General features: G+C 52.2%; 26 protein-coding genes and 1 pseudogene. 15 read left to right on the plus strand and 12 right to left on the minus strand.

The window, feature by feature from the left end; all coding sequences use genetic code 11:
* Positions 1 to 273: 273 nt before the first annotated feature.
* The 4 genes from G544_RS20175 (at position 274) to speD (ending at position 2,899) form a co-directional block, all read left to right on the plus strand.
* Positions 274 to 597, plus strand: a complete 324-nt coding sequence (locus G544_RS20175) for a helix-turn-helix domain-containing protein (protein ID WP_051155628.1) — start codon at positions 274 to 276, stop codon at positions 595 to 597.
* Between the two features lie 117 nt (positions 598 to 714).
* Positions 715 to 1,065: a YacC family pilotin-like protein gene (locus G544_RS0107655; RefSeq protein ID WP_027274047.1), complete on the plus strand. Its 351-nt coding sequence runs from the start codon at positions 715 to 717 to the stop codon at positions 1,063 to 1,065.
* 133 nt (positions 1,066 to 1,198) lie between these two features.
* A complete protein-coding gene (gene speE / locus G544_RS0107660; RefSeq protein ID WP_027274048.1) occupies positions 1,199 to 2,059 on the plus strand; it encodes a polyamine aminopropyltransferase in 861 nt (286 codons plus the stop codon).
* A 42-nt stretch (positions 2,060 to 2,101) separates the two neighbouring features.
* A complete protein-coding gene (gene speD, locus G544_RS0107665; RefSeq protein ID WP_027274049.1) occupies positions 2,102 to 2,899 on the plus strand; it encodes an adenosylmethionine decarboxylase in 798 nt (265 codons plus the stop codon).
* Between the two features lie 53 nt (positions 2,900 to 2,952).
* On the opposite strand, the gene tyrA is transcribed toward speD, so the two are convergent.
* Both tyrA and G544_RS0107675 read right to left on the minus strand, forming a co-directional pair.
* A complete protein-coding gene (gene tyrA / locus G544_RS0107670) occupies positions 2,953 to 4,074 on the minus strand; it encodes a bifunctional chorismate mutase/prephenate dehydrogenase (RefSeq protein WP_027274050.1) in 1,122 nt (373 codons plus the stop codon).
* A gap of 413 nt (positions 4,075 to 4,487) precedes the next feature.
* Entirely contained in the window at positions 4,488 to 5,561 is a 1,074-nt protein-coding gene (locus tag G544_RS0107675) for a 3-deoxy-7-phosphoheptulonate synthase (RefSeq protein ID WP_027274051.1), read from the minus strand.
* 239 nt (positions 5,562 to 5,800) lie between these two features.
* On the opposite strand from G544_RS0107675, the gene btsR reads away from it, so the two are divergent.
* Positions 5,801 to 6,517 carry a two-component system response regulator BtsR gene (gene btsR, locus G544_RS0107680; RefSeq protein WP_027274052.1) on the plus strand — a complete coding sequence of 239 codons (717 nt, stop codon included), beginning with the start codon at positions 5,801 to 5,803 and terminating at the stop codon, positions 6,515 to 6,517.
* 17 nt (positions 6,518 to 6,534) lie between these two features.
* Complete coding sequence (locus G544_RS0107685) at positions 6,535 to 6,903, plus strand: DUF2799 domain-containing protein (RefSeq protein ID WP_027274053.1); 369 nt, start codon at positions 6,535 to 6,537, stop codon at positions 6,901 to 6,903.
* A gap of 9 nt (positions 6,904 to 6,912) precedes the next feature.
* On the opposite strand, the gene pspE is transcribed toward G544_RS0107685, so the two are convergent.
* Positions 6,913 to 7,230 (minus strand): thiosulfate sulfurtransferase PspE, encoded by a 318-nt coding sequence (pspE, locus tag G544_RS0107690; RefSeq protein WP_027274054.1) that lies wholly within the window; start codon positions 7,228 to 7,230, stop codon positions 6,913 to 6,915.
* A gap of 428 nt (positions 7,231 to 7,658) precedes the next feature.
* Here pspE and G544_RS0107695 point away from each other — a divergent pair, with 428 nt between their 5' ends.
* The gene (locus tag G544_RS0107695; protein WP_027274055.1) at positions 7,659 to 9,338 is read left to right on the plus strand and encodes a sulfatase family protein; all 1,680 of its coding nucleotides are present in this window, start codon (positions 7,659 to 7,661) and stop codon (positions 9,336 to 9,338) included.
* A 49-nt stretch (positions 9,339 to 9,387) separates the two neighbouring features.
* Positions 9,388 to 10,560, plus strand: a complete 1,173-nt coding sequence (locus G544_RS0107700) for an anaerobic sulfatase maturase (RefSeq protein ID WP_027274056.1) — start codon at positions 9,388 to 9,390, stop codon at positions 10,558 to 10,560.
* Positions 10,561 to 10,598: 38 nt separating this feature from the next.
* Here G544_RS0107700 and G544_RS0107705 read toward each other — a convergent pair whose 3' ends face one another.
* On the minus strand, positions 10,599 to 11,921 hold the full coding sequence (locus G544_RS0107705) for a 6-phospho-beta-glucosidase (RefSeq protein WP_027274057.1): 1,323 nt from the start codon (positions 11,919 to 11,921) through the stop codon (positions 10,599 to 10,601).
* 115 nt (positions 11,922 to 12,036) lie between these two features.
* Here G544_RS0107705 and G544_RS0107710 point away from each other — a divergent pair, with 115 nt between their 5' ends.
* The 3 genes from G544_RS0107710 to G544_RS20180 all read left to right on the plus strand — a co-directional run bounded on the left by G544_RS0107710 (position 12,037) and on the right by G544_RS20180 (position 14,177).
* Entirely contained in the window at positions 12,037 to 12,939 is a 903-nt protein-coding gene (locus G544_RS0107710) for a LysR substrate-binding domain-containing protein (protein WP_051155629.1), read from the plus strand.
* Positions 12,940 to 13,060: 121 nt separating this feature from the next.
* On the plus strand, positions 13,061 to 13,897 hold the full coding sequence (locus tag G544_RS0107715; RefSeq protein WP_027274059.1) for a 3-hydroxyacyl-CoA dehydrogenase family protein: 837 nt from the start codon (positions 13,061 to 13,063) through the stop codon (positions 13,895 to 13,897).
* A gap of 61 nt (positions 13,898 to 13,958) precedes the next feature.
* The gene (locus tag G544_RS20180) at positions 13,959 to 14,177 is read left to right on the plus strand and encodes a hypothetical protein (protein ID WP_051155630.1); all 219 of its coding nucleotides are present in this window, start codon (positions 13,959 to 13,961) and stop codon (positions 14,175 to 14,177) included.
* 93 nt (positions 14,178 to 14,270) lie between these two features.
* Here the strand turns inward: G544_RS20180 and G544_RS22485 are convergent, their stop codons facing one another.
* The 4 genes from G544_RS22485 to G544_RS22350 all read right to left on the minus strand — a co-directional run bounded on the left by G544_RS22485 (position 14,271) and on the right by G544_RS22350 (position 15,841).
* Positions 14,271 to 14,603 (minus strand): hypothetical protein, encoded by a 333-nt coding sequence (locus tag G544_RS22485; protein ID WP_027274060.1) that lies wholly within the window; start codon positions 14,601 to 14,603, stop codon positions 14,271 to 14,273.
* A gap of 135 nt (positions 14,604 to 14,738) precedes the next feature.
* A complete protein-coding gene (locus tag G544_RS21285) occupies positions 14,739 to 15,119 on the minus strand; it encodes a hypothetical protein (RefSeq protein WP_051155631.1) in 381 nt (126 codons plus the stop codon).
* A 31-nt stretch (positions 15,120 to 15,150) separates the two neighbouring features.
* A complete protein-coding gene (locus tag G544_RS0107735) occupies positions 15,151 to 15,648 on the minus strand; it encodes a 2-thiouracil desulfurase family protein (RefSeq protein WP_027274061.1) in 498 nt (165 codons plus the stop codon).
* 25 nt (positions 15,649 to 15,673) lie between these two features.
* Positions 15,674 to 15,841, minus strand: coding sequence for a YlcI/YnfO family protein (locus G544_RS22350; protein WP_036023592.1), 168 nt, complete (start codon positions 15,839 to 15,841; stop codon positions 15,674 to 15,676).
* 141 nt (positions 15,842 to 15,982) lie between these two features.
* Here G544_RS22350 and G544_RS0107745 point away from each other — a divergent pair, with 141 nt between their 5' ends.
* A complete protein-coding gene (locus G544_RS0107745) occupies positions 15,983 to 16,342 on the plus strand; it encodes a hypothetical protein (RefSeq protein ID WP_027274062.1) in 360 nt (119 codons plus the stop codon).
* 66 nt (positions 16,343 to 16,408) lie between these two features.
* On the opposite strand, the gene G544_RS0107750 is transcribed toward G544_RS0107745, so the two are convergent.
* On the minus strand, positions 16,409 to 16,741 hold the full coding sequence (locus G544_RS0107750) for a type II toxin-antitoxin system RelE/ParE family toxin (protein WP_027274063.1): 333 nt from the start codon (positions 16,739 to 16,741) through the stop codon (positions 16,409 to 16,411).
* A gap of 32 nt (positions 16,742 to 16,773) precedes the next feature.
* Positions 16,774 to 17,007 (minus strand): type II toxin-antitoxin system Phd/YefM family antitoxin, encoded by a 234-nt coding sequence (locus G544_RS0107755; protein ID WP_027274064.1) that lies wholly within the window; start codon positions 17,005 to 17,007, stop codon positions 16,774 to 16,776.
* Positions 17,008 to 17,420: 413 nt separating this feature from the next.
* Here G544_RS0107755 and vapB point away from each other — a divergent pair, with 413 nt between their 5' ends.
* The 3 genes and pseudogenes from vapB to G544_RS0107770 form a co-directional block, all read left to right on the plus strand.
* Entirely contained in the window at positions 17,421 to 17,651 is a 231-nt protein-coding gene (gene vapB, locus G544_RS0107760) for a type II toxin-antitoxin system VapB family antitoxin (RefSeq protein ID WP_027274065.1), read from the plus strand.
* Entirely contained in the window at positions 17,651 to 18,055 is a 405-nt protein-coding gene (gene vapC, locus G544_RS0107765; RefSeq protein ID WP_027274066.1) for a type II toxin-antitoxin system tRNA(fMet)-specific endonuclease VapC, read from the plus strand. The genes vapB and vapC overlap by 1 nt, the downstream gene beginning before the upstream one ends.
* A 101-nt stretch (positions 18,056 to 18,156) precedes the next feature.
* Positions 18,157 to 18,462: pseudogene (locus tag G544_RS0107770) on the plus strand (transposase); the annotation flags it as partial.
* A gap of 134 nt (positions 18,463 to 18,596) precedes the next feature.
* On the opposite strand, the gene G544_RS0107775 reads toward G544_RS0107770, so the two are convergent.
* Together G544_RS0107775 and G544_RS20195 are read right to left on the minus strand one after the other, a co-directional pair.
* Positions 18,597 to 19,736 (minus strand): type VI immunity family protein, encoded by a 1,140-nt coding sequence (locus G544_RS0107775; RefSeq protein WP_027274068.1) that lies wholly within the window; start codon positions 19,734 to 19,736, stop codon positions 18,597 to 18,599.
* 274 nt (positions 19,737 to 20,010) lie between these two features.
* Positions 20,011 to 20,973 (minus strand): type VI immunity family protein, encoded by a 963-nt coding sequence (locus G544_RS20195; protein WP_051155632.1) that lies wholly within the window; start codon positions 20,971 to 20,973, stop codon positions 20,011 to 20,013.
* Between the last annotated feature and the right edge of the window lie 32 nt (positions 20,974 to 21,005).

The following is a 21,005-nucleotide window of genomic DNA, read 5'->3' on the forward strand; positions in this document are numbered from 1 at the left end:
TCCTAGATCCAAAAACTGACGCTGTATTAACTTTTAATGCTAAAATTTTTTAACATTTATAAATTAATTTGATTACATGTCCACACATTCCAGCTCTCCTGCGGGTTCCCCCATTTTTGACCTTTAGTGCTGTTTTATTTGACGCTTTTCCCTCAATAAAATACTGTACCGTACAGTACGAATATGAAATGAATAAGACGCATTTAGTCAAGAAATGCAAAAGACGAGCCTGAAGAACCCGAGCTCGGAACCATAGCTGAAGGAAATAACGCAATGCTGCAAACAACCATTATTCATGACTTGGTCAGTTGGATAGAGAACCATTTAGAGGAGCCGCTTAACGTCAAGCGCGTCGCCACGAAGGCCGGTTACTCTCAGTGGCATCTACAGCGGCTGTTTAAGAACACCACCGGCGATTCGCTGGCGACCTACATTCGCAAAAAGCGCCTGCAAAATGCGGCGTCCGAGCTTAAGCAAAGCCGCAAAACCATTGCGGACATCGCCTATAAGTATCAGTTCGACTCTCAGCAAAGCTTTACCCGAGCGTTTAAAAAAATGTATGACAAGACCCCTTCCGACTACCGCTATCGCGCCTGAGAGCGGTGTCGTTACCCTTTTCCGTTTTATTCCCGCGCAGGCCGAAAGAATAAAAAGATTTGTCATCGTCATGCGGTGTGATAACGTCGTTAGGAATCCGTAACGAATATCAGTGATATGACGCGCAAATCCTTCTTTCGATTACCCCTTTTACTGCTGTCCCTGTCGGGGCTCTCTTTCGAGAGCCAGGCTTTAACGGAGCCCGAGGCCGAAGACCTCGCCGACCTGACCGCCGTATTCTTATACCTTAAGCAAGAGTGCGGCTACGGTGATTTGCCTATTCCTGAAATCAAGCGCGCGCTTATCTATTTTGCTCAACAAAACCACTGGGACTTGAGCAACTACAACCAGCTCAATATGGAAGAGCTCGGCAGCGCCAGCTACCGAGATTTAAAACGAATTCCCATTGATGAAAAGATTAAGTGCCGCAGCCTTGCCAAAGACTCTTTCGGCCTTATCGCTCGCTGAAGCCCCCTGCCGTTTCGTTGTGCCTATATTTGCAGCCTGGTGTGCATAAATACGGCGTTTACCGTGCATCCCCGCCCCAAATTCGCTATGATATCGCGCTAAATTTTTTGTCCGGCATTGAGGATTAAGGCGCATGTCTCAAAAAGAGATCTGGTTTGAAACGCTGCATAGCGGCTTTGGTCAGTTTTTTTCCATTGATAAAACCCTTTATCACAATAAGACCGAACATCAGGATTTAATCATTTTTGAAAACGACGTGCTGGGGCGCGTGATGGCGCTCGACGGCGTCGTTCAAACCACCGAGCGCGACGAGTTTATCTATCATGAAATGATGGCTCACGTGCCGATCTTTGCCCACGGTAAGGCTAAGCGGGTTCTTATCATCGGCGGCGGCGACGGCGGAATGCTGCGCGAAGTGTGCCGCCATCAGAGCGTCGAGCACGTGACGATGGTGGAGATTGACGCGGGCGTGGTGGAATTCTGCCGCCAGTACCTGCCCAACCATAGCAGCGGCGCCTATGACGATCCGCGCTTTAATCTGGTTATCGAAGACGGCGTTAACTTCGTTAGCCAAACGGACCTGAAGTTCGACGTAATTATCTCCGACTGCACCGATCCCATCGGCCCCGGAGAAAGCCTGTTTACGTCGGACTTCTATCAGGGCTGCGCGCGCTGCCTGAATGAAAACGGCATTTTCGTTGCGCAAAACGGCGTCTGCTTCCTTCAGCAGGACGAAGCGGTCAACAGCCACCGCAAGCTGTCGCACTACTTCGACGACGTCAGCTTTTATCAGGCCGCGATCCCAACCTACTACGGCGGCATCATGACCTTCGCCTGGGCGAGCCAGAATCCGATGCTCCGCCAGCACGACTTGGCGACGCTGGAAGCGCGCTTTAAGGCCTCCGGCCTGCACTGCCGCTATTACAACCCGGCGATACACGCGGGCAGCTTTGCGCTACCGCAATATTTACACGACGCGCTGAACGATAAATAATCATTCGTTTCCTACATCGACAAACTAAGGCGGTGAACCAAATTGCACAAAATAAAACTACACGGCTTCAATAACTTAACCAAAAGCCTGAGTTTTTGTATCTATGACATCTGTTATACCCAAACGGACTATGACAGAGAGCAATATATTGCCTACATCGATGAACAGTACAACGCCAACCGTCTGACCGAAATCCTGACGGAAACCTGTTCTATCATCGGTGCAAACATCCTCAACATCGCCCGTCAGGACTACGATCCTCAGGGCGCCAGCGTGACGATCCTCATCAGCGAGGAACCGATCGACCCAAGCCTGGTCGACCAGTCAGAAAATCCCGGCCCGCTGCCCGAAGCGGTGGTCGCTCACCTGGATAAAAGCCATATCTGCGTTCATACCTACCCGGAAAGCCACCCTCAGGGCGGGATATGCACGTTCCGAGCGGATATTGAGGTGTCTACCTGCGGCGTAATTTCTCCGCTTAAGGCGCTCAACTATCTTATTCACCAACTTGAGTCCGACATCGTAACGCTGGACTACCGCGTGCGCGGCTTTACCCGCGACGTCAACGGCGTGAAGCACTACATCGACCATCCGATCAACTCTATTCAGAACTTTATGGCCGAGAGCATCACCTCTCAGTTTCATATGGTGGACGTTAACGTCTATCAGGAGAACATCTTCCACACCAAGATGATGCTCAAAGAGTTCGATCTCGACCACTACCTGTTCAACGCCAAGCCGGAAGACTTAAGCCAGAGCGAGCGCCAGCACATTACTAATCTGGTGCGTAAAGAAATGCAGGAAATCTACTACGGCAGGAACATGCCGGACGTAGCCTGAGCTATTTGAAGCCACGCCGAACGGCGTGGCTACTCTCCATTTTTCTAATTCCCTTACTGCCGACTGTCGTTCGCCTGACGCAGTAGGATTCGGCTTTCGCTCAGGAAGCGATTCGCGTGATCGCCGAACCAGTCCTTCACCTGATTGAAGTTGTCGATAAACGCCGCCTTGTCCCCTCTCTCCAGAATCTCTACCGCCTCGCCGAAGCAGGCGTAGTAGCGCTTAATCAGCGCCAGATTCTCTTCAGACGACATAATGATGTCCGCATACAGCTGCGGATCCTGCGCAAACAGGCGGCCGATCATCGCCAGCTCCAGGCGATAAATGGGTGACGACAGCGCCAAAAGCTGCTCCAGCTCGGCGTTCTCATGCGACAGGTTAAGGCCGTAGGTAAAGGTAGCGAAGTGGCGCAGCGCCTGAATAAAGGCCATGTTGCGGTCGTGCTCCGCAGGCGTAATGGCATGCAGCCGCGATCCCCAGACCTGAAGCTGTTCCAACAGCCACTGGTAGGCTTCGGGCATTCGCCCATCGCAGTAGGCGATCACCTGCTTGGCCAGGCTGCTGACGTCCGGCCCGAACATTGGGTGCAGGCCCAGCACCGGCCCGGCGTGAACCTCCAGCATGGTTTCCATCGGCTTTTGCTTAATAGAGGCGAAATCCACCAGAATGCAGTCGTCGGAAAGCTTAGGCAGCCGGCGAATGACCTGTTCGGTCAGATGAATAGGCACGCTGACGATCGCCATACCGGCGTCTTTCAGTATCTCGTCAGCGTTCGGCCAGTCTTCCTGCTCCAGAACGCGAACCTGATAGCCTGAAAGCGTAAACAGTCGACCAAACAGCTGCCCCATCTTGCCGCGACCGCCGACGATAACAATCGGTCCCATGTCCGGCTTCAGGGTTTTAAATCCTTTATCGTTTTCGCTCGTGTAGGACTCACGCATCACGCGGCGCAGAACGTCTTCAATCAAATCCGGCGGCACGCCCATAGCTTCCGCCTCTTTGCGGCGAGAAGCCAGCATGCTGCTTTCCCGATCGGGCGCGTAAATCGGCAGCCCGTGCTGACTTTTCACTTCCCCTACTTCGGCTACCAGCGCAAGCCTTTGAGCCAGCAGCTTCAGCAGCCCTTTGTCCACTTCGTCAATGCGCTCGCGCAGCGCCGTCAGTTCCGCCACCATGTTGTTGTTCTCTCCCCAAATTAATGCTTATACCCTTTATTTTCTCGAGTATACAAACATGCCGCCTTTCGGCGGCATTCGGCTGCTAACAAACCCTAAACGTAAATTCTGGATAATTTGCGGCATCAATCGGCGGGAGAGTCTTCCGTTGGGGTCGACTTGGCGTAAGCCAACGACAAACCGGCAAAGCCGGTTTGAACAGCGCTTGCGCTGGCCCTTTAGGGTGAAACCCGAAGGGCTTCATAACGGCCCCTAGGAAGGCTATGCCCGCCGCACACCCAAGCCTAATACAAGCACCCTTCCGGCCGAGCACGATGGTGATATAAGCAGGCCGTGTTTTCGGACGGAACATACTCCAAAGCCGATTGAATAATTTATCATCAGCCTGATAAACGATAATCATCAGATAAAAATCACTGACACACAAGCACCGCTTCGCCCAGTTCGGCGTGCACCTTTTGCAGCAGGCGTTCGGTGGTTTCCCAGTTGATGCAGGCGTCCGTTACGGAAACGCCGTAGCGCATGTCGGCTCTTGGCTGTTCGGAAGACTGGTTGCCTTCGTGAATGTTGCTTTCCAACATCATGCCGATGATGGAACGATTGCCTGCCTTAATTTGTTCCAACAGGGAGAAGACGACCTCGGACTGACGGCGAAAATCCTTATTGGAGTTGCCGTGGCTACAGTCGATCATCAGAGCCGGATTAAGCCCCGCTTTCTTCATTTGCTCTTCGCAATCCTTCACGCTCTGAGGATCGTAGTTCGGCGTTTTGCCGCCGCGCAAAATGACGTGGCCGTTGGCGTTACCTTGGGTTTGCAACAGGCAAACCTGCCCTTCCTGGTTGATGCCGACAAAGCGGTGCGGCATAGCAGCGGCCTTCATGGCATTGATCGCCGTCGCCAGACTGCCGTCGGTGCCGTTTTTAAATCCGACCGGCATCGACAGGCCCGATGCCATTTCGCGGTGGGTTTGCGATTCGGTAGTGCGCGCGCCGATGGCCGACCAGCTGAACAGGTCGCCAAGGTACTGCGGGCTGTTCGGGTCCAACGCTTCGGTCGCCAGCGGCAGCCCCATCGCCACCAGCTCAAGCAGCAGCTTACGCGCCACGTGCAGACCGTGCTCAACGTCGAACGATCCGTCCATGTGAGGGTCGTTAATCAGCCCCTTCCAGCCAACGGTAGTTCTCGGCTTTTCAAAGTAAACGCGCATCACGATAAACAGGCGATCTTTGGTTTCGTCCGCTAGCTTTTTCAGGAGGTGGGCGTACTCGATAGCGGCCTGGGGATCGTGAATCGAGCAGGGGCCGCAGACTACCAGCAGGCGACGGTCGCGCCCGTGGAGAATGTCGGCGATAGTCTGACGGGCGGCCGAAATAGAGGCCTCATCCTCCCGACTCAGGGGATATTTCTGCTTCAGCTCTTCGGGCGTAATCAAAACCTGTTCTGCGCTGATGTTTACGTTATTAAGCTGGTCTTTCTGCATGATCATAGTTGTTCCTTAGGCCCATCCCCTGATGGGTTAAAACGCCTTAAGATGAAGAGTCGAGGGTCGTTTTTAACGACGCTGAGCTGAGTGTAAACTTTAGAATCCAAATTTGTAAAGATAATTTTACTGTTATTTTTATATCCAGTAATAACAGCAATAGAAACAAAAATAACCGTAAATATATCTTTCCATTTAAGGAGATTTACCTACATGATAAACTGACCGAAATCTGTGGAGGGAACATGCTTAGAGCAATGATTGTTGACGACGAGCAGCCGGCTCGGGAAGAGCTGGCCGAACTGCTTGCCGATGTTGAAAACCTGACCGTCGTCGGCGAATGCAGCAACGCGCTGGAAGCCATTGCGGCCATTCATCGCCTGCAGCCTGACGTGGTTTTTCTCGATATACAGATGCCCAGAATAAGCGGGCTCGAAATGACAGCCATGCTCGATCCGGCCACCATGCCGCACATCGTATTCACCACCGCCTATGACGAATACGCGGTAAAGGCGTTTGAGCAGCACGCCTTTGACTACCTGCTAAAGCCGGTCGACGGCCAGCGCCTGCTCAAGACCATCGAACGTCTGAGAGGGGCTAGGTCCGTCAATAGAAACGTCCACCTGATTGCGGACAACGCGCTGAAGCACATTCCCTGCTACGGCCACAACCGCATTTTTCTCCTGAGGCTGGACGACGTCGAATACCTAAGCAGCGAGCTGAGCGGCGTTCGCGTCATCGGTACAGAGCAAAGCGGATATACTCAGCTTACGCTGAAAATTTTAGAAGAAAAAACGCCGTTTACCCGCTGCCACCGGCAGTACCTGTTAAATCTGGACCACATCGGCGAAATCCAGCTGTTGGATAACGGCAGCGCGGAGGCGGTAACCCGCTCGGGCAAACGCATCCCCGTCAGCCGCCGCTATCTGAAACCGCTGAAAGAACAACTGGGCATTGCATAACGGAAATGAATAACAACGTGAAAAATATCACCATGCTGCTGTTGGTCGGGCTTCTGACCGGCTGCGGAGCGGCTGCCAGCGAAAGCGTCCCCGCCGACGCGGCAGAAACGACTGAGCGCTCCTCCACCTGGTTTGACGTCGGCTATAAAGAGGCCGCAGAAGGCAACGGAGTAAAGGACAACGCATCGCTGTCGGAATGGTACGGGGAAGCGGAGATCAACCGCATCGCCTATCTGGAAGGCTATGCCAAGGGGCAGGCCGAGCTCTGCCAGGAAGATAAAATAACGGCGCTGGCGCGGGAGAAAAAGCCCTTCCCGGCCAGCTGCGACAGCGTTGATAGCGCCGAGTCTCTTAAACAGATTTGGCAGCTGCGGTCAGAAAACTAACCGGGCCGATCACTCGCCCTTAACCTTAGGCTTATCTATCCGGCTAATACCGCCGTCGTTAAACACCTGGGTGTAGCCCATGTCCAGCAGAGCCTCTTTCGCCAGGCCGGACTGGCGGCCGGAGTTACAGTAGAGATGGACGGTGTCGCTCTTATCCGGCACCTGAGCGGCGATTTTCTCCGTCAGCTCCTGCAGCGGGATGTTGACCGCGCCCTGAATATGCTCTCTTTGATACTGCTCTGGAATGCGCACGTCAATCCAGTGCTCGGCGGCAAAGGCCGAAGCGCTGAAGGCCAGAGCCAGTGCGAATAAACCCTTTTTAAACATTTACTCTTTCCTGCCTTGTGAAAAAACGCGTGGGCAAAACTATACGCCCTTGAGTTCGACGGTTCTGCTAGCGGTATCTCATTATTTTCATGCAGTTAGTCATACAGAGCGATTATTCTCGGCCTTATCGGGCGTTTTTCTTTTCCGCCGCGTTTGCGCATCGGCTGACGAAGAGAGCCCGCCCGCATTAAGCAGGGCGCCACATTTAATTCTCAAGAGAAAATAAGGGGATATATCACCTGCAAAACCAATAATAACCGTCAATCCTTATTCAAATTTCCTGCCAATGACGCCAAAAAATCCATCATTTAAAATTAAATCAATTGCCAATGTAAATATTTTCTTTTGGAACTTATTTTTGAGACTCTTCACAGAAAAATCTTTTTTTTCAACAAAAAATAAAAGGCTCTTTAAAACGAGGAGACTTTATGACAATGACATTTAAACGCAGCGTCGCCAGTGCGGCGGTATCAATGGTATTAGCCGGCACAATGATGAATGCATCGGTTAACGCCGCCGATGACGTCAATCTGAAAGCGACTAAAACCAACGTTGCCTTCTCCGACTTCACGCCGACAGAATATTCCACCAAAGGGAAGCCCAACGTTATCATTCTGACGATGGACGATCTGGGATATGGCCAACTGCCCTTCGATCAGGGCTCGTTCGATACAAAATCAATGGAAAACCGCAAGGTCGTTGATACTTACAAGATCGGTATCGATAAGGCTATCGAAGCGGCCAAGAAGTCAACGCCTACTCTGCTCTCACTGATGGACGAAGGCGTACGCTTTACCAACGGCTACGTGGCTCACGGCGTGTCGGGCCCATCCCGAGCGGCAATCATGACAGGGCGTTCCCCGGCGCGGTTTGGCGTTTACTCCAACACTGATGCGCAGGACGGCATTCCTCTGACGGAAAAATTCCTGCCGGAGCTGTTCCAAAACCACGGCTACTATACGGCGGCCATCGGTAAGTGGCACCTGTCGAAAATCAGCAACGTGCCGGTGCCGGAGTCCAAGCAGACCCGCGACTATCACGATAACTTCACCACCTACTCCGCCGAAGAGTGGCAGCCGCAAAACCGCGGCTTTGACTACTTTATGGGATTCCACGCGGCGGGCACGGCTTACTACAACTCTCCGTCGCTGTTCCACAACCGCGAGCGAGTAGCGGCCAAAGGCTACATAAGCGACCAACTGACCGATGAGGCCATCGGCGTCGTCAACCGCGCCAAGTCGCTCGATGAGCCCTTTATGCTCTACCTCGCCTACAACGCGCCGCACCTGCCGAACGATAATCCTGCGCCGGAGCAATATCAAAAGCAGTTCAACACCGGCAGCCCTACCGCAGATAACTTCTACGCGGCTATTTATTCCGTCGATCAGGGCGTGAAGAAGCTGCTCGAGCAGTTGAAAAAGAACGGGCAGTACGACAATACCATCATTCTGTTCACCTCCGACAACGGTGCGGTCATTGACGGCCCGCTGCCGCTTAACGGCGCGCAAAAGGGCTACAAGAGCCAAACCTATCCGGGCGGAACCCACACGCCGATGTTTATGTGGTGGAAAGGCAAGCTGGTAAAAGGCAACTACGACAAGCTGGTGTCCGCCATGGACTTCTACCCCACGGTGCTGGACGCAGCCAAAATCGACGCGCCTAAAAACCTCGACGGCGTATCCCTGCTGCCCTATCTGACCAAGGAGAAAAAAGCGGGTAATCCGCACCAGTACCTGACGTGGGTCACCTCCTACTCGCACTGGTTCGATGAAGAGAACATCCCGTTCTGGGACAACTATCACAAGTACGTACGCAAGCAGTCCGACGAATATCCTCACAACCCCAACACCGAAGACCTGAGCGAGTTCTCCTATACCGTTCGCAGCAACGAGTACTCGCTGGTCTACACTTACGAGGGCAATAAGCTGGGGCTGTATAAGCTGACGGATCTTCAGCAGGCCAACAATCTGGCGGACCAAAAGCCTGACGTCGTCAAAGAGATGAAAGGCGTCGTTAAAGACTTCATTGACGGGAGCCAAAGGCCTCTGAGTAAAGTCAATCAGGCGAAGTTTGACCATATTAAGGCATCGCTCGGCGCCGCCAAGTAGTTGACTGTTCGGCAGGGGGAATACTCCTCCTGCCTTTTTGAGGAACGCTATGCACTTCACGATTAAACCTACCAGCTACCAGTGCAACATAAAGTGCGACTACTGCTTCTATCTGGAAAAAGAGACGGTCTTTAAGCACGAAGGCTGGATGAACGACGAAACGCTGAGCGCTTTTATCAGCCGCTATATTGAGGCCTCGCCGGGTAACGACGTCTACTTCACCTGGCAGGGCGGCGAGCCGACCATGGCGGGCATCGACTTTTTTCGTCGAGCGCTGAGCTATCAGGAACGCTTCAAAAAGGGTAAAACTATCCACAACGCGCTTCAGACCAACGGGCTGCTGCTTAACGACGAGTGGTGCCGCTTCCTGAAGGATAATCAGTTTCTGGTCGGCATCTCCATCGACGGCCCGCAGGAAATGCATGACCGCTATCGCCGCACGCGAGCGGGAAAAGGCACGTTTGATAAGGTGATGGCGGCCATCGAACGGCTTAAGCAGCACGGCGTTGAGTTCAATACGCTGACGGTGGTCAACGCGCACAACGTCCAGCATCCGCTTGAAGTCTACGAGTTTCTAAAAAGCATCGGCAGCCGCCACATGCAGTTTATCGAGCTGCTTGAAACGGCCAAGCCCAACGTCTGCTTCGGCTCACTGGAAGAAAAGCACGACGTTATCGCCTTTTCCGTTCCGGCGGCGGCGTACGGTCGCTTTATGTCGGCGATATTCAAGCAGTGGGTAAAAAACGACGTCGGCGACGTGTTCGTCCGCCAGTTTGAAACCTTCGTCAGCCGCTTTCTCGGCAACGGCCACACCAGCTGTATCTTTCAGGAGTCGTGCAAAGACAACATGGTGATCGAGTCCAACGGCGATATTTATGAGTGCGATCACTTCGTTTACGACGGCTATAAAACCGGGAATATACACCGCGACAGCCTCAAGACCATGAGCAGCGTGACGCTCTCCGCCCAGAAAAAGAAGCTCTCTTTGGAATGCCAGCAGTGCAGCTATAGGCCCATCTGTCACGGCGGCTGCCCAAAGCATCGGATCAACAGGGGAACGGACAACCCAATTTCCTACTTCTGCGAAGGCTATAAGATCATGTTCGCCACGATGGTGCCCTATCTCAACGCCATGGTGGAGCTGGCAAAAAACGGGATACCGGTTTATCAAATTAGGGAAATTGCCGACAGGATTGACGCCGCCGTAGCGCAAAGACCCTGAGCGAAGGCGTTCAGCTCAGGGTTTTACGCGACCGTAGCCTATCCCCGACGCCGATGAAACGCCGGCATCAGCGGCCGATTGTGTTCAATCACCTCGTCCAGCGCCTGCTCAAGCGCCTCGCCGCTGGTAATCAGCGGATTGAGCACCAGCGCGCGCCACGCGGTGTGCCGGTCGCCGGTAATGGCCGCCTCGATAGTCAGCTGCTCAAACGACTTCATCAGTTGGAGAAGCCGCAGCGTGTCCTCCGGGAATGGCGCGACGTTCAGCGGCAGCGGGCCGGAACGGGTAATCAGCGAGCTGACTTCCACCGCGCAGTCGTCCGGCAGGCCGTTGATAGCGCCGTTATTACGCGTGTTGACGTGCATGATGGTGCGCTTGTCGTTGTAGATAGCGTTCATCAGCTCACAGGCCGCTTCGGAGTAGTATTGCCCACCGCGCCCTTCCAGCGCCTTCGGCTTAACCGCAAGGCTTGGGTCGCGATAGAGGTCGAACAGTTCTTTTTCCAGCTGTTTCACCACTTCGCCGCGCGTACCCTCGCCGCCCGCTTCCGCCTGTTCCTGCTTAAGAATATCCCCCTTCATGTAGTAGTAGCGCAGGTAGGCGCAGGGGATCATGCCCAACCCTTGCAGCAGGTGCTTCGGCCAGCTGAACGGCGGGATGTTTCTTGGCACCAGCGGATCGCGCCCGGCGCTGATGTGGGCGATAACGTCGTTAAGGCGGTCTTTGCCCCTGTGCAGGATCTGACGGGCAAAGATAAAGTGGTTTAGCCCGGCGACCTGCATAATGAAGTCGCTCTCGTTTTCACATTCCAGCAGCTGCGCCACGCCCTTTTGCATAATGACCGGCACGTTGCACAGGCCAACGGTTTTGACACCGCTGTGGCGTAAAATCGCCTCCGTCACCATGCCCGACGGGTTGGTGAAGTTAAGCAGCCATGCGTCCGGGCAGAGTTGCTCCATCTCGTGGGCAATCTCCAGCGCGATCGGGATGGTTCGACAGGCGTTGGCAAAGCCGCCGAGGCCGTTGGTTTCCTGGCCAATCAGGCCGTACTTCAACGAGATGCGCTCGTCGCTGATGCGCGCTTCCAGGCAGCCTGCGCGGAACTGGGAGCAGACGAAGTCCGCCCCCTCTAGCGCCGCCCGTCGGTCAAGCGTGGCTACCACGTCAATCGACAGCCCCGCTTTGGCGATCATCCGCCGTGCCAGGCCCATGATAATCTCCAGCTTCTCGCGCCCTTCTTCGATGTCCACCAGCCACAGCGCCCCTACCGGCAGCTCGCCGTGGCGCTTAAGCAATCCTTCAATCAGCTCCGGCGTATAGCTGGAGCCGCCGCCGATGACGACAATTTTAAGCTTCGACATGGTTCACCCCTCATGAATTGATATATAACTATTAAAAAGGCGATGAAATGCGCGAACAAACGAAAAAAATCGGCTTATGCATTAACCTGATTAATGCATAACGAAGGGGAAAAACATGCTGGAACAACAGAGCGTCCTGGCGCTTTTGCAAACCTTTGAGGTGACGGCGCGGCACCTGAGCTTTACTCTGGCGGCAAAGGAGCTAAACCTGACGCAGGGGGCCATCAGCCACCGCATCCACCGGCTGGAAATGCAGATTGGCTTTAGGCTGTTTATCCGCATGACTCGAAGACTAGCGCTGACGGAAGAGGGAAAGCGGCTGCTTGCCACGCTGAGCCACTCGCTGCGCGCCATCGTCGACGAAATTGAAGATATCCGCGAACAGGACCTGCGCGGCACGCTGCACATCGGCATTGCGCCGACGCTGGCGCACCTGTGGCTGACGCCTCGCCTGCCCCGCTTTCAGGCCGCCTGGCCGGGGCTGAATCTCCAATTCAAAGTGCGCGCCGGGGCGATGGATTTCAACGAAGAGCGCGTCGATTTGGCCCTCTACTACGGCGCGGCGCGCTACCCCGACCTTTATCAGGAAAGGTTGATGGGAGAAAAGCTGCTGCCGGTTTGCTCCCCCGCCTATCGGCAGCAGCACCGGTTACACTCCGTAGAGAAACTCGCCGACGCCACCTTTATCCACGCACAGGAGTCCACCGACGTGCAGGACCGGTTTGCCGAATGGCGCCTGTGGTGCAAGGAAACGGGCCGCGACCTCCCCTTTGAAGCGCGATACTACGGCGTCAACAACCATTCCATTGCGGTACAGATGGCGGAAAGCGGGCTGGGCGTGGTGATGGGGCGGCTGACGCTGATCGAGCCGCTGCTGGCCGCAGGAAGGCTGGTTAGCCTCAGCGACGAGGCCGTTGCGTCGCCGTTTGGCTACGACCTGATCTGCCCGAAGGAAAACCGCGAGCGCCCTCGTTTTAAGACGTTCAGCCAATGGCTAAAGGGCGAGTGCGGCGGATAAAATACAACGCATGTTCCAAATCTGCGCTCCGCGACACGGTCTTCTCCGCCGCTTGGCGATATAATCCTTAAATAAATATAAAAAGCTCTCCAACCGGTTGAAAAATAGAAAGGATCCAAATATGAAAGTAGGCGTTATCGGCGCAGGCGCAATGGGCGCAGGCATTGCTCAGGTGTTTGCCGCCGCAGAAGGCTTTTCGGTGGTTCTCTGCGATATCAAGCAGGAGTTCGCAGAGAAAGGGAAAAACGGCATTATCGCCGCGCTCGGCAGACTGGTGGAAAAAGGCAAGATGGAGCCAGAAAAGGCCAAGGCGATCGCGGCCAATATTACCCCGGGCCTGACGGACGCCGTCGCCGACTGCGACCTCATCATCGAGGCGGTAGTCGAGAAGATCGAGATCAAGCGCCAGCTCTTTAATAGCCTGATGAAAACCTGCCGGCCCGACGCAATCTTCGCCTCCAACACATCTTCGCTGTCCATTACCGAACTCAGCGCCGGGCTGGACCGCCAGGTCATCGGCCTGCACTTTTTCAACCCCGCGCCGGTGATGGCGCTGGTGGAAATCGTCGTTGGTCTAGGCACTACCGACGAAACGGTAGCCAAAATGCAGGAACTGGTGACAAAAGTCGGCAAAGTGGCGGTTATCTCCAAGGACGCCCCCGGTTTTATCGTTAACCGGGTGCTGATCCCGATGGTGAACGAGGCCATCGGCATCTACGCTGACGGCACCGCCAGCGCGGAAGACATCGATACCGCCATGAAGCTTGGCGCTAACCACCCCATGGGCCCGCTGGCGCTGGGCGACCTTATAGGGCTAGACGTCTGCCTCGCCATTATGGAAGTGCTCTACTCAGAAACCGGCGATCCGAAGTATCGGCCGCACGTGCTACTGCGCAAGATGGTCCGCGGCGGCGCGCTTGGCAAGAAGAGTGGGAAAGGGTTTTATCGTTACGGGTGATGGAGGCCGCTGCCGCTGTTCTGGTGGAGGGGCGTTTCACCTCAAAGATTACGAGGACGTCATGAAAATACCCAACATTCACGAAGGCAAAGCGGATAAACCACAGATAGAAATTCCTACAGTCAATTCGCCAAAAGCCCATAAGGAAAAGCGTTTAGGCTTTATGGTGGGAAATATCAGCGTACCTGATGATTTTGACCGGATGGGAGAAGCAGAGATTGAGCGGCTGTTCGGCATTGGTTCCAGCTCAACCTCATGTTCTATCGAAGGCAGTAGATAAATAATATCAGGGCCATTTTCCTAAAAAACCGGACTTCTCAATCAAAAAGTCCGGTTTTTAATTAGCAACGCAAACAAAGACGCCTGTCAGTGCTCACTCATAAAAATAAACATAAAGCGGAGCGTCGTTCTCTAACAGGCACAGCATGTTAAGCGGCTCCCCGAGCTTATCTTCCAGCGTCGCGGTCAGCTGCGTGGCGATATGCTGGCTGCCCACCTTCGCGTCATACCTCTCTACGATAATGCTATCGCGCTCTGGCGTCAGCCCCTTCAGCCGGGTCTGAAACCCTGGGTTGTCTTTAACCGCCTCCAGGCCGTATTTCAAGCATTCGCCCGTCAGCGCCTCTTCAGACGATGCGGCATTCGCCTGAGCTAACGGAGTCGAAAACAGTAGCGCTAGCAGCGCGGCGTTTAGCCATTTTTGCATGGGTTTGCTCCGTAGTGTGGCAATGGGTGGATTCGCAGCATAAGTTAACAATAAATAATAACGAATGAAACATCACTGACGATAGCGGCAGGGCTGACCTCGGGCCGATTAGGCCTGTGCCTATTACAAAATTAACTACTCATCCAGAAGCGCCGTGGGAACGCCGACGCGCCAGCCTTTACCATCCCCATATTGGCCCTTTTCGCTTCGCTCGCAGCTTACCAAAACCGTATATTTTACAGAAAGCCCCATGCTTTTCGGCGCCCACCCTGACTTGAGGGGAACGGCGCACGGAGCAACAACCACTTTTAAGTTTGGCCCCAGGCTTTTTCTTTTGATATGCGTTCTGGCTTCCTCTTCAACGAGAAATTTTTTCGCTTCTTCGTTGATTTCATACAGCCCATGCTTGACGTCGTTGGTGCGATCGTCTTCCAAACCGCGATAGATATGGCTATAGCCGACGTTAGGAAGCAAAAACGCCAGCAGCAAAAGCCCGGAAACGGCTATTATCTTCATCTTGTTACTCTTCCCTGTAAGGTACCTCGATTTAATCGGCGTCCATCTTTTCCACACGAGCAATAAGCTCGGCAAGCTGTTCTTCTGAAAACACCTCAATACCGTGCTCGCGCAGCAGCGCGGCGGCGACGCCTTCGCCCGGCTTACGCTGCCCGCTAAACGAGCCGTCGTAGATAAACCGGCTACCGCAGGTCGGACTGCCGTCGGTCAACAGCGCCACGCGGCATCCGCCTTCCGTCGCAGCCTTTAGCGCCAGCCAGGCTGCTAGCTGGTAGTGCGCGGTGACGTCATGGCCGCTGCTTTCGACAATCCTTCCCCTGCCCTGCATCACCGCCCTACCCTGACTGGCGACGATTTCCGCAGGTAGGCGCGGCGTCGGCAGCCCCGCCGCCAGCTCCGGGCAGTGGACCACCAGCCGCCCCTCTTGCCGCCAGCGCTCAAGCGTGGGCAACAGTTGCGCTTTAGCGCTGCCGTTATAGCGGACTTCATGGCCCAGCAGACAGGCGCTGACCAGGATTTTTGTTTTCATGGCGGTGTTGGCCGTTGGGGTTGGATTAGCCTTTTGGATCGATGCCGCGTTCGCGCAGCTCTTTACGGAGGATTCGTTTGATCCACGCAGCCAGCGACTCATCGCCGTCCTCACGCTGCGCTTTCTCCATTGCGGCTCTCAGCTCGGGGTCGAGGCGAAACTGAAACGGAGGATTACCTCTTCTTTCATTCATGTGTATTGACACCTAAATTACACTTGAGTTAATGTAGCTATGTGTAATGACACATTACTATCACACCGAACAAAAAACAACGCCCCGAAGTGCGGTAACACTGTCGAGGCGTCTAACCACAACATTAAACAAGGTAATGATATGGCTATCGATAATAGTAACACGAACAAGTATTTCGACGCACTGCCCAACGCCGAGATCCTCTATTCTGACCTGGCGAACGCGCTGGAAAAGGTCGACGTTTCCACCATGACGCCGGAAGAGCGCCTGCACTTGGCCCACTGCTGTCAGGAAGCGCAAGCGGGCCTTTGCCACTGCCTGACGTTTATCGGCGATACGATGCTGAGCTTCGCCCAAAGCGACGTGCACGAGTTCACGCCAGAGAGCCTTTGTCAGCTGGGGCATGGGATAACGTCGATCGGGCTGTTGGTGCCGGCGCTGGGGGAATTGGGACGGGTGGCGTTTTCTACGCAGGAGAGGCAGGAAGTGGGCGGTAACTGATTGTCCGACGAAGATCCCCGCAATTTTTTATAAAGCTGCGGGGAACTGAACTATTGCCGAGCGGGATCACGCCGCTATCAGACGCTTAAACAGCAACTGCTGTATATCCTGCCGATGCGACAGGATCGCATGCGCGGTCACTAATACCTCGTCAACGGAATACAAAACCCGATAACCTTCGGCGTGGTTATATTCACGGTACTTCGCGCAGCCAATCTTCAGCAGTTCAGGGCAAATCTGGCATCCAAGCGGAAATTGCCCAACGGTATGTTCAAACTGGGTCAGAATATCCGCAATAACCGGGCGAGGTTCAACGTCAATGCGGCGGAGGTGATTCACTATATGGTCAATGCAGTGCTTTGCCGTGAGCGTGTACTCAAAGATAACGTCGTTTTTCATCTAGGTCCCTTAGCGATTAAGCAACTCAGGCTTCAATCCGCAATGCCGTCTAACAGCTGCGCTTTTGAAAGCACGCGCCCTTCGGACTTATCTTTCTCTGAAAGGGTAAGCAGCTTCAGCAGTGCAATGGCGTTTTCCCGCTCCTGCTGCTGGTCGTAGGACTCTATCACGTAGGCAGGCACGCCGTTTTGCGTCACCAAGATGGGCTCGGACAGGTCAAGCGTCGCCGCGTTTCTTTTGATGTAGCTGATGGTTTCTACTTTCATTACTTCTGATCTCATGGAATGCACCTTGGTTTTAATATAGACCATATTTAGACCATCAACAAGCGAGGCTTTGTTTTTAATCTTTTGTCAGTGGGTTATGGAGGTATACTAGAAAGCCAAGGCGCTTGTCTTCACCTTCGATTTGATATTTGGGGAAATTGCGACTTTTCGTCAGGCTAGCCTGTGGTTATTTCAGATGTACTACATGCCAAATGCGATTATCACCGCAATAATCGCTTTATATCCTAAACAGTTTGAGTTTCAAAAAGGCTGTGATGTAACAATTCCACAAGTAAACTTCTGGAGCATACATTTCAGAATGGCGTATATCCCATTGACATATCCCTGCCATGTAATATGCTGATAGTAATTCAATCCGTCATCCCCGAATTAACCATTACATAGGAGGAATCATGGAGAAAACGACAATATTCAAGAGCAACCGCAGCCAAGCGGTGCGCTTACCAAAAGCCGTTGCACTACCAGAAGACGTGAAACACGTAGATATTGTGGCGATCGGTCGTACTCGAATCATCACTCCAGCAGGAGAAGGCTGGGATAGTTGGTTTGATGGAGAAAGCGCAACGTCTGACTTTATGTCCACTCGGGAACAGCCAGATGATCAAATTAGGGAAGATTTCTGATGCTCAAATATATGCTGGATACCAATATCTGCATTTACACGATAAAAAATAAACCTCAGGCCGTGTGGGAGGCGTTTAACCTTCACTATGGAAGAATGTGCATAAGCACCATCACTCTCATGGAACTTATCTACGGCGCGGAGAAATCGGCTAACCCAAAGAAAAATTTGCAGGAGGTCGAAGGCTTTGCTGCCCGTCTGGAAGTATTAACTTACAATGCCAATGCCGCAGTACATACCGGTCAGGTACGTGCAGAACTAGCAAAACTAGGAACGCCTATTGGCCCTTATGATGGCATGATTGCAGCCCATGCCCGCTCCCTAGGGCTCGTTCTGGTTACAAATAATACTCGAGAATTTGAGCGAGTCCCGGGTTTGAGGTTGGAAGATTGGACAATAAATTAATAAAAATAATTACTACGAGGGCCGAGCTCTGTGTTCTCAATTTGGGATGCCAAATCCTCTCCAGAAATGGGAGTGTTAGAAATTCTGTGTCATTCCAGTAATATCCAGTGGTGCTCCAGTCATGGCGGCGCAAGTGGGAAAACGTGTCAGCGTACTTCCGCTATCCGGCAAATATCCGCAAGGTCATTTGCACCACGAATGCGATAGAATCGGTACATCGGCAGTTCAGGAAACTGACGAAAACCAAAGGTGCTTTCCCGAATGAAAACAGCCTGTTGAAGCTGCTTTATCTGGGACTGATCAACGCACAGGAAAAATGGACAATGCCCATCCAGAGCTGGAATTTGACATTGTCGCAGTTAGCCATTTATTTTGATGGGCGGCTGAATAAAATGATGACGCTGTAGAATTTTTAACGTGACACAGAATTCTGAACGCTCTCGCTGAATCGGCAAGAATAAATCCACCCGCCGTTGTTGAATTCCCTTTAAAGACCACTTTCTTCCCCTGAACAACGACTCTTATATGTAGAATACTCTTACTAACTATCCGACACAGATTCAGCTTCACGAACCAATTCCCACAAAGTTGTTCCTGATGTTTGCCCCAGCTCATCCGGGGCTACGGTCCCCTGAGCCATAAACATTTCCATATCTGGTCTGGAACGGGTGGTCCAGAATCCACTAACTAACGCCGGAGTCCCTGCCTGTAACGGCGTCACAGCCAGAGGCTTTTTGTCGTAACGGGAATACCATTCAATTGTACTTTGTTTATTGAACTGTCCCTGACCATAGTGATGAAAAGAATCAGCCTTGGAGGGTTTCACTCTGATAGGACGAATAAACTGATTCAGGAAAGTATATGCTTCTGGTACATCGTCAGCTAGCAAAGACAGATCGGGATAATGCCCCAAACGGATAATTAGTCCGTTAGCATATCTCTCGATTTCAATATCTTTACATCGACTCAGGATTTTGGTTACCCATTCCTCCCCCCCCAGCCGCTTAATAAAAGGGGTACCCAGAACAGTAAACCAGTTGATGCTACGAATAGCATCATTATAGTTTTTCGACTGCATATGCACCGTTGAATTTACCTGGAGCGAGTGGTACCGCTTCGCTAATCGATACTCCATCGGTTCATATTCATGATAACTCCTTGGCAACGCTAAACAGTAACCACACTCTCCACTATCCGGTTCCAGTTGTTTGCACAGGTAAATCAGCCACTCATGGATACGGGTAATTCCCTCCTCCGATTTCATAAAATGCCAGGGAAATGTGACTGAAAGATAGCCATTACTGTCATCCCAGGATGAATCAAGATAGTTAATCAAATAGTCAGGGGCGTATGTCTGCCCTTTGGCATCGCTAATATCCCATCCAGAAAGTTGCCCTTCAGCTACAGAGAGAATGGCTTCTTCAACTTTTTGAATATTTTCTGGAGTATAGCGCTTCATATTAGTAAATTCATGGCGCTGAAAACACAAGAACTCACCGAACTCTTCACGAAAGCGACGATAACATTCAATAATCCTGCGTTTTTTCTCCAGCGTAGCGCTTTTTTTGAAGAAAAGCGTTATTGCAATGCCCAGCTTAATAACTGGCTTCTTATCATGATCAACAAACGTAAATTCCGGAACTCGCTTCTCCAGCCCCAGTAAGAATTTCTGGAACTTCATATCAACCACATCTGCACACATACGATACGATCCTTTATATCTCAGGTGGTAGCCGGTAGCATGGTCATACTTAACATAGCGAAAAAGGCGGCTACCGCAGCAGCAGCGCTACCTAAGGTACCAATAGCTGATACTATTGCTACAAGTGCCACAATGGCTGCGATAAGAACAACAGTGCATATAAAGCCGACAATGATTCCGCCAGTTGTTGTATCAACTTGCAGGATAAATACTATTAACTTCCACCGCGTACAAGGCGACAACTTAACCAAAATCACTCATCAAAACGCGCATACCAGACAATGCTTGTCGCGTTAGTAAATTGATTGGCACCAAACAAATGCAGTGAATCAATCTTTTCAGGCGGTACCCGTATGGGGCGAAGCAGCTTATTGACGGCCTGATAAGATTTATTCAGCCCTTCCGATACGGGCATGAGGTCAGGATATTCTGTTGCCTGAATAATAAGGCCATGACTGAAGCGGCTGACAGAGGCGGAACTCTCAACGTGCAGCAGCTTCTCAAGCCATTCCGCCCCCCCCAACCGCTTAACCAATGAATGGTCCAGGATAGTTATCCAGTTAATGGTTTTCAGGTTATTGTTGTTCGCAATGTCCTGTAAATGGATAGTCGAAATTACTGAAAGTGAAGGGTATCGCAGCGCTAACTGATATTCCATTGACATATACTGATGATAGTCCCTAGGTATCGTTAAACAATAACCGCAGTCACCGCTCTGTGGTTCGAGTTTTTCGCAAAGAAATACGACCCACTCATGAAATTTCTTCAGGCCAATATCCGTATTAATATAATCCCAGGGTAGAATCAGTGTTAAATAACCAGTATTGTCGCATTCTTCTTCACTATCCCATGAAGTACCCAGATATCGCATAACGCAGGTAGGGGCGACATCTTTATTTTTTGCATCACTGACATACCACCCACATCTTGTTTCTGGGCCAGACTCTAAAATAATATTTTCAATTTTGGCGATATTCTCGGCATTAAATTTTTTCATATTATCAAATTCATGCCGATGAAAGCATAAGCGATCGCTAAACTCAGCCATAAATCGCCGGTAACACTCAATAATCCTGACTTTTTTAGCGTGGATATGCGTTTGCTTTAACAGCAACGAGATGGAAATCCCCAGTCGGGTAAAGACAACGTTATTCTCATTCCGCAGAGTGAATTCAGAAAGCCTGCGCCGCTGAGTAAATTCGTCCAAATTCATCATGCAGAATTATCTCCCTATAAATTCTGTTTTAT

The organism is Leminorella grimontii ATCC 33999 = DSM 5078 (assembly GCF_000439085.1).
Classification (GTDB): domain Bacteria; phylum Pseudomonadota; class Gammaproteobacteria; order Enterobacterales; family Enterobacteriaceae; genus Leminorella; species Leminorella grimontii.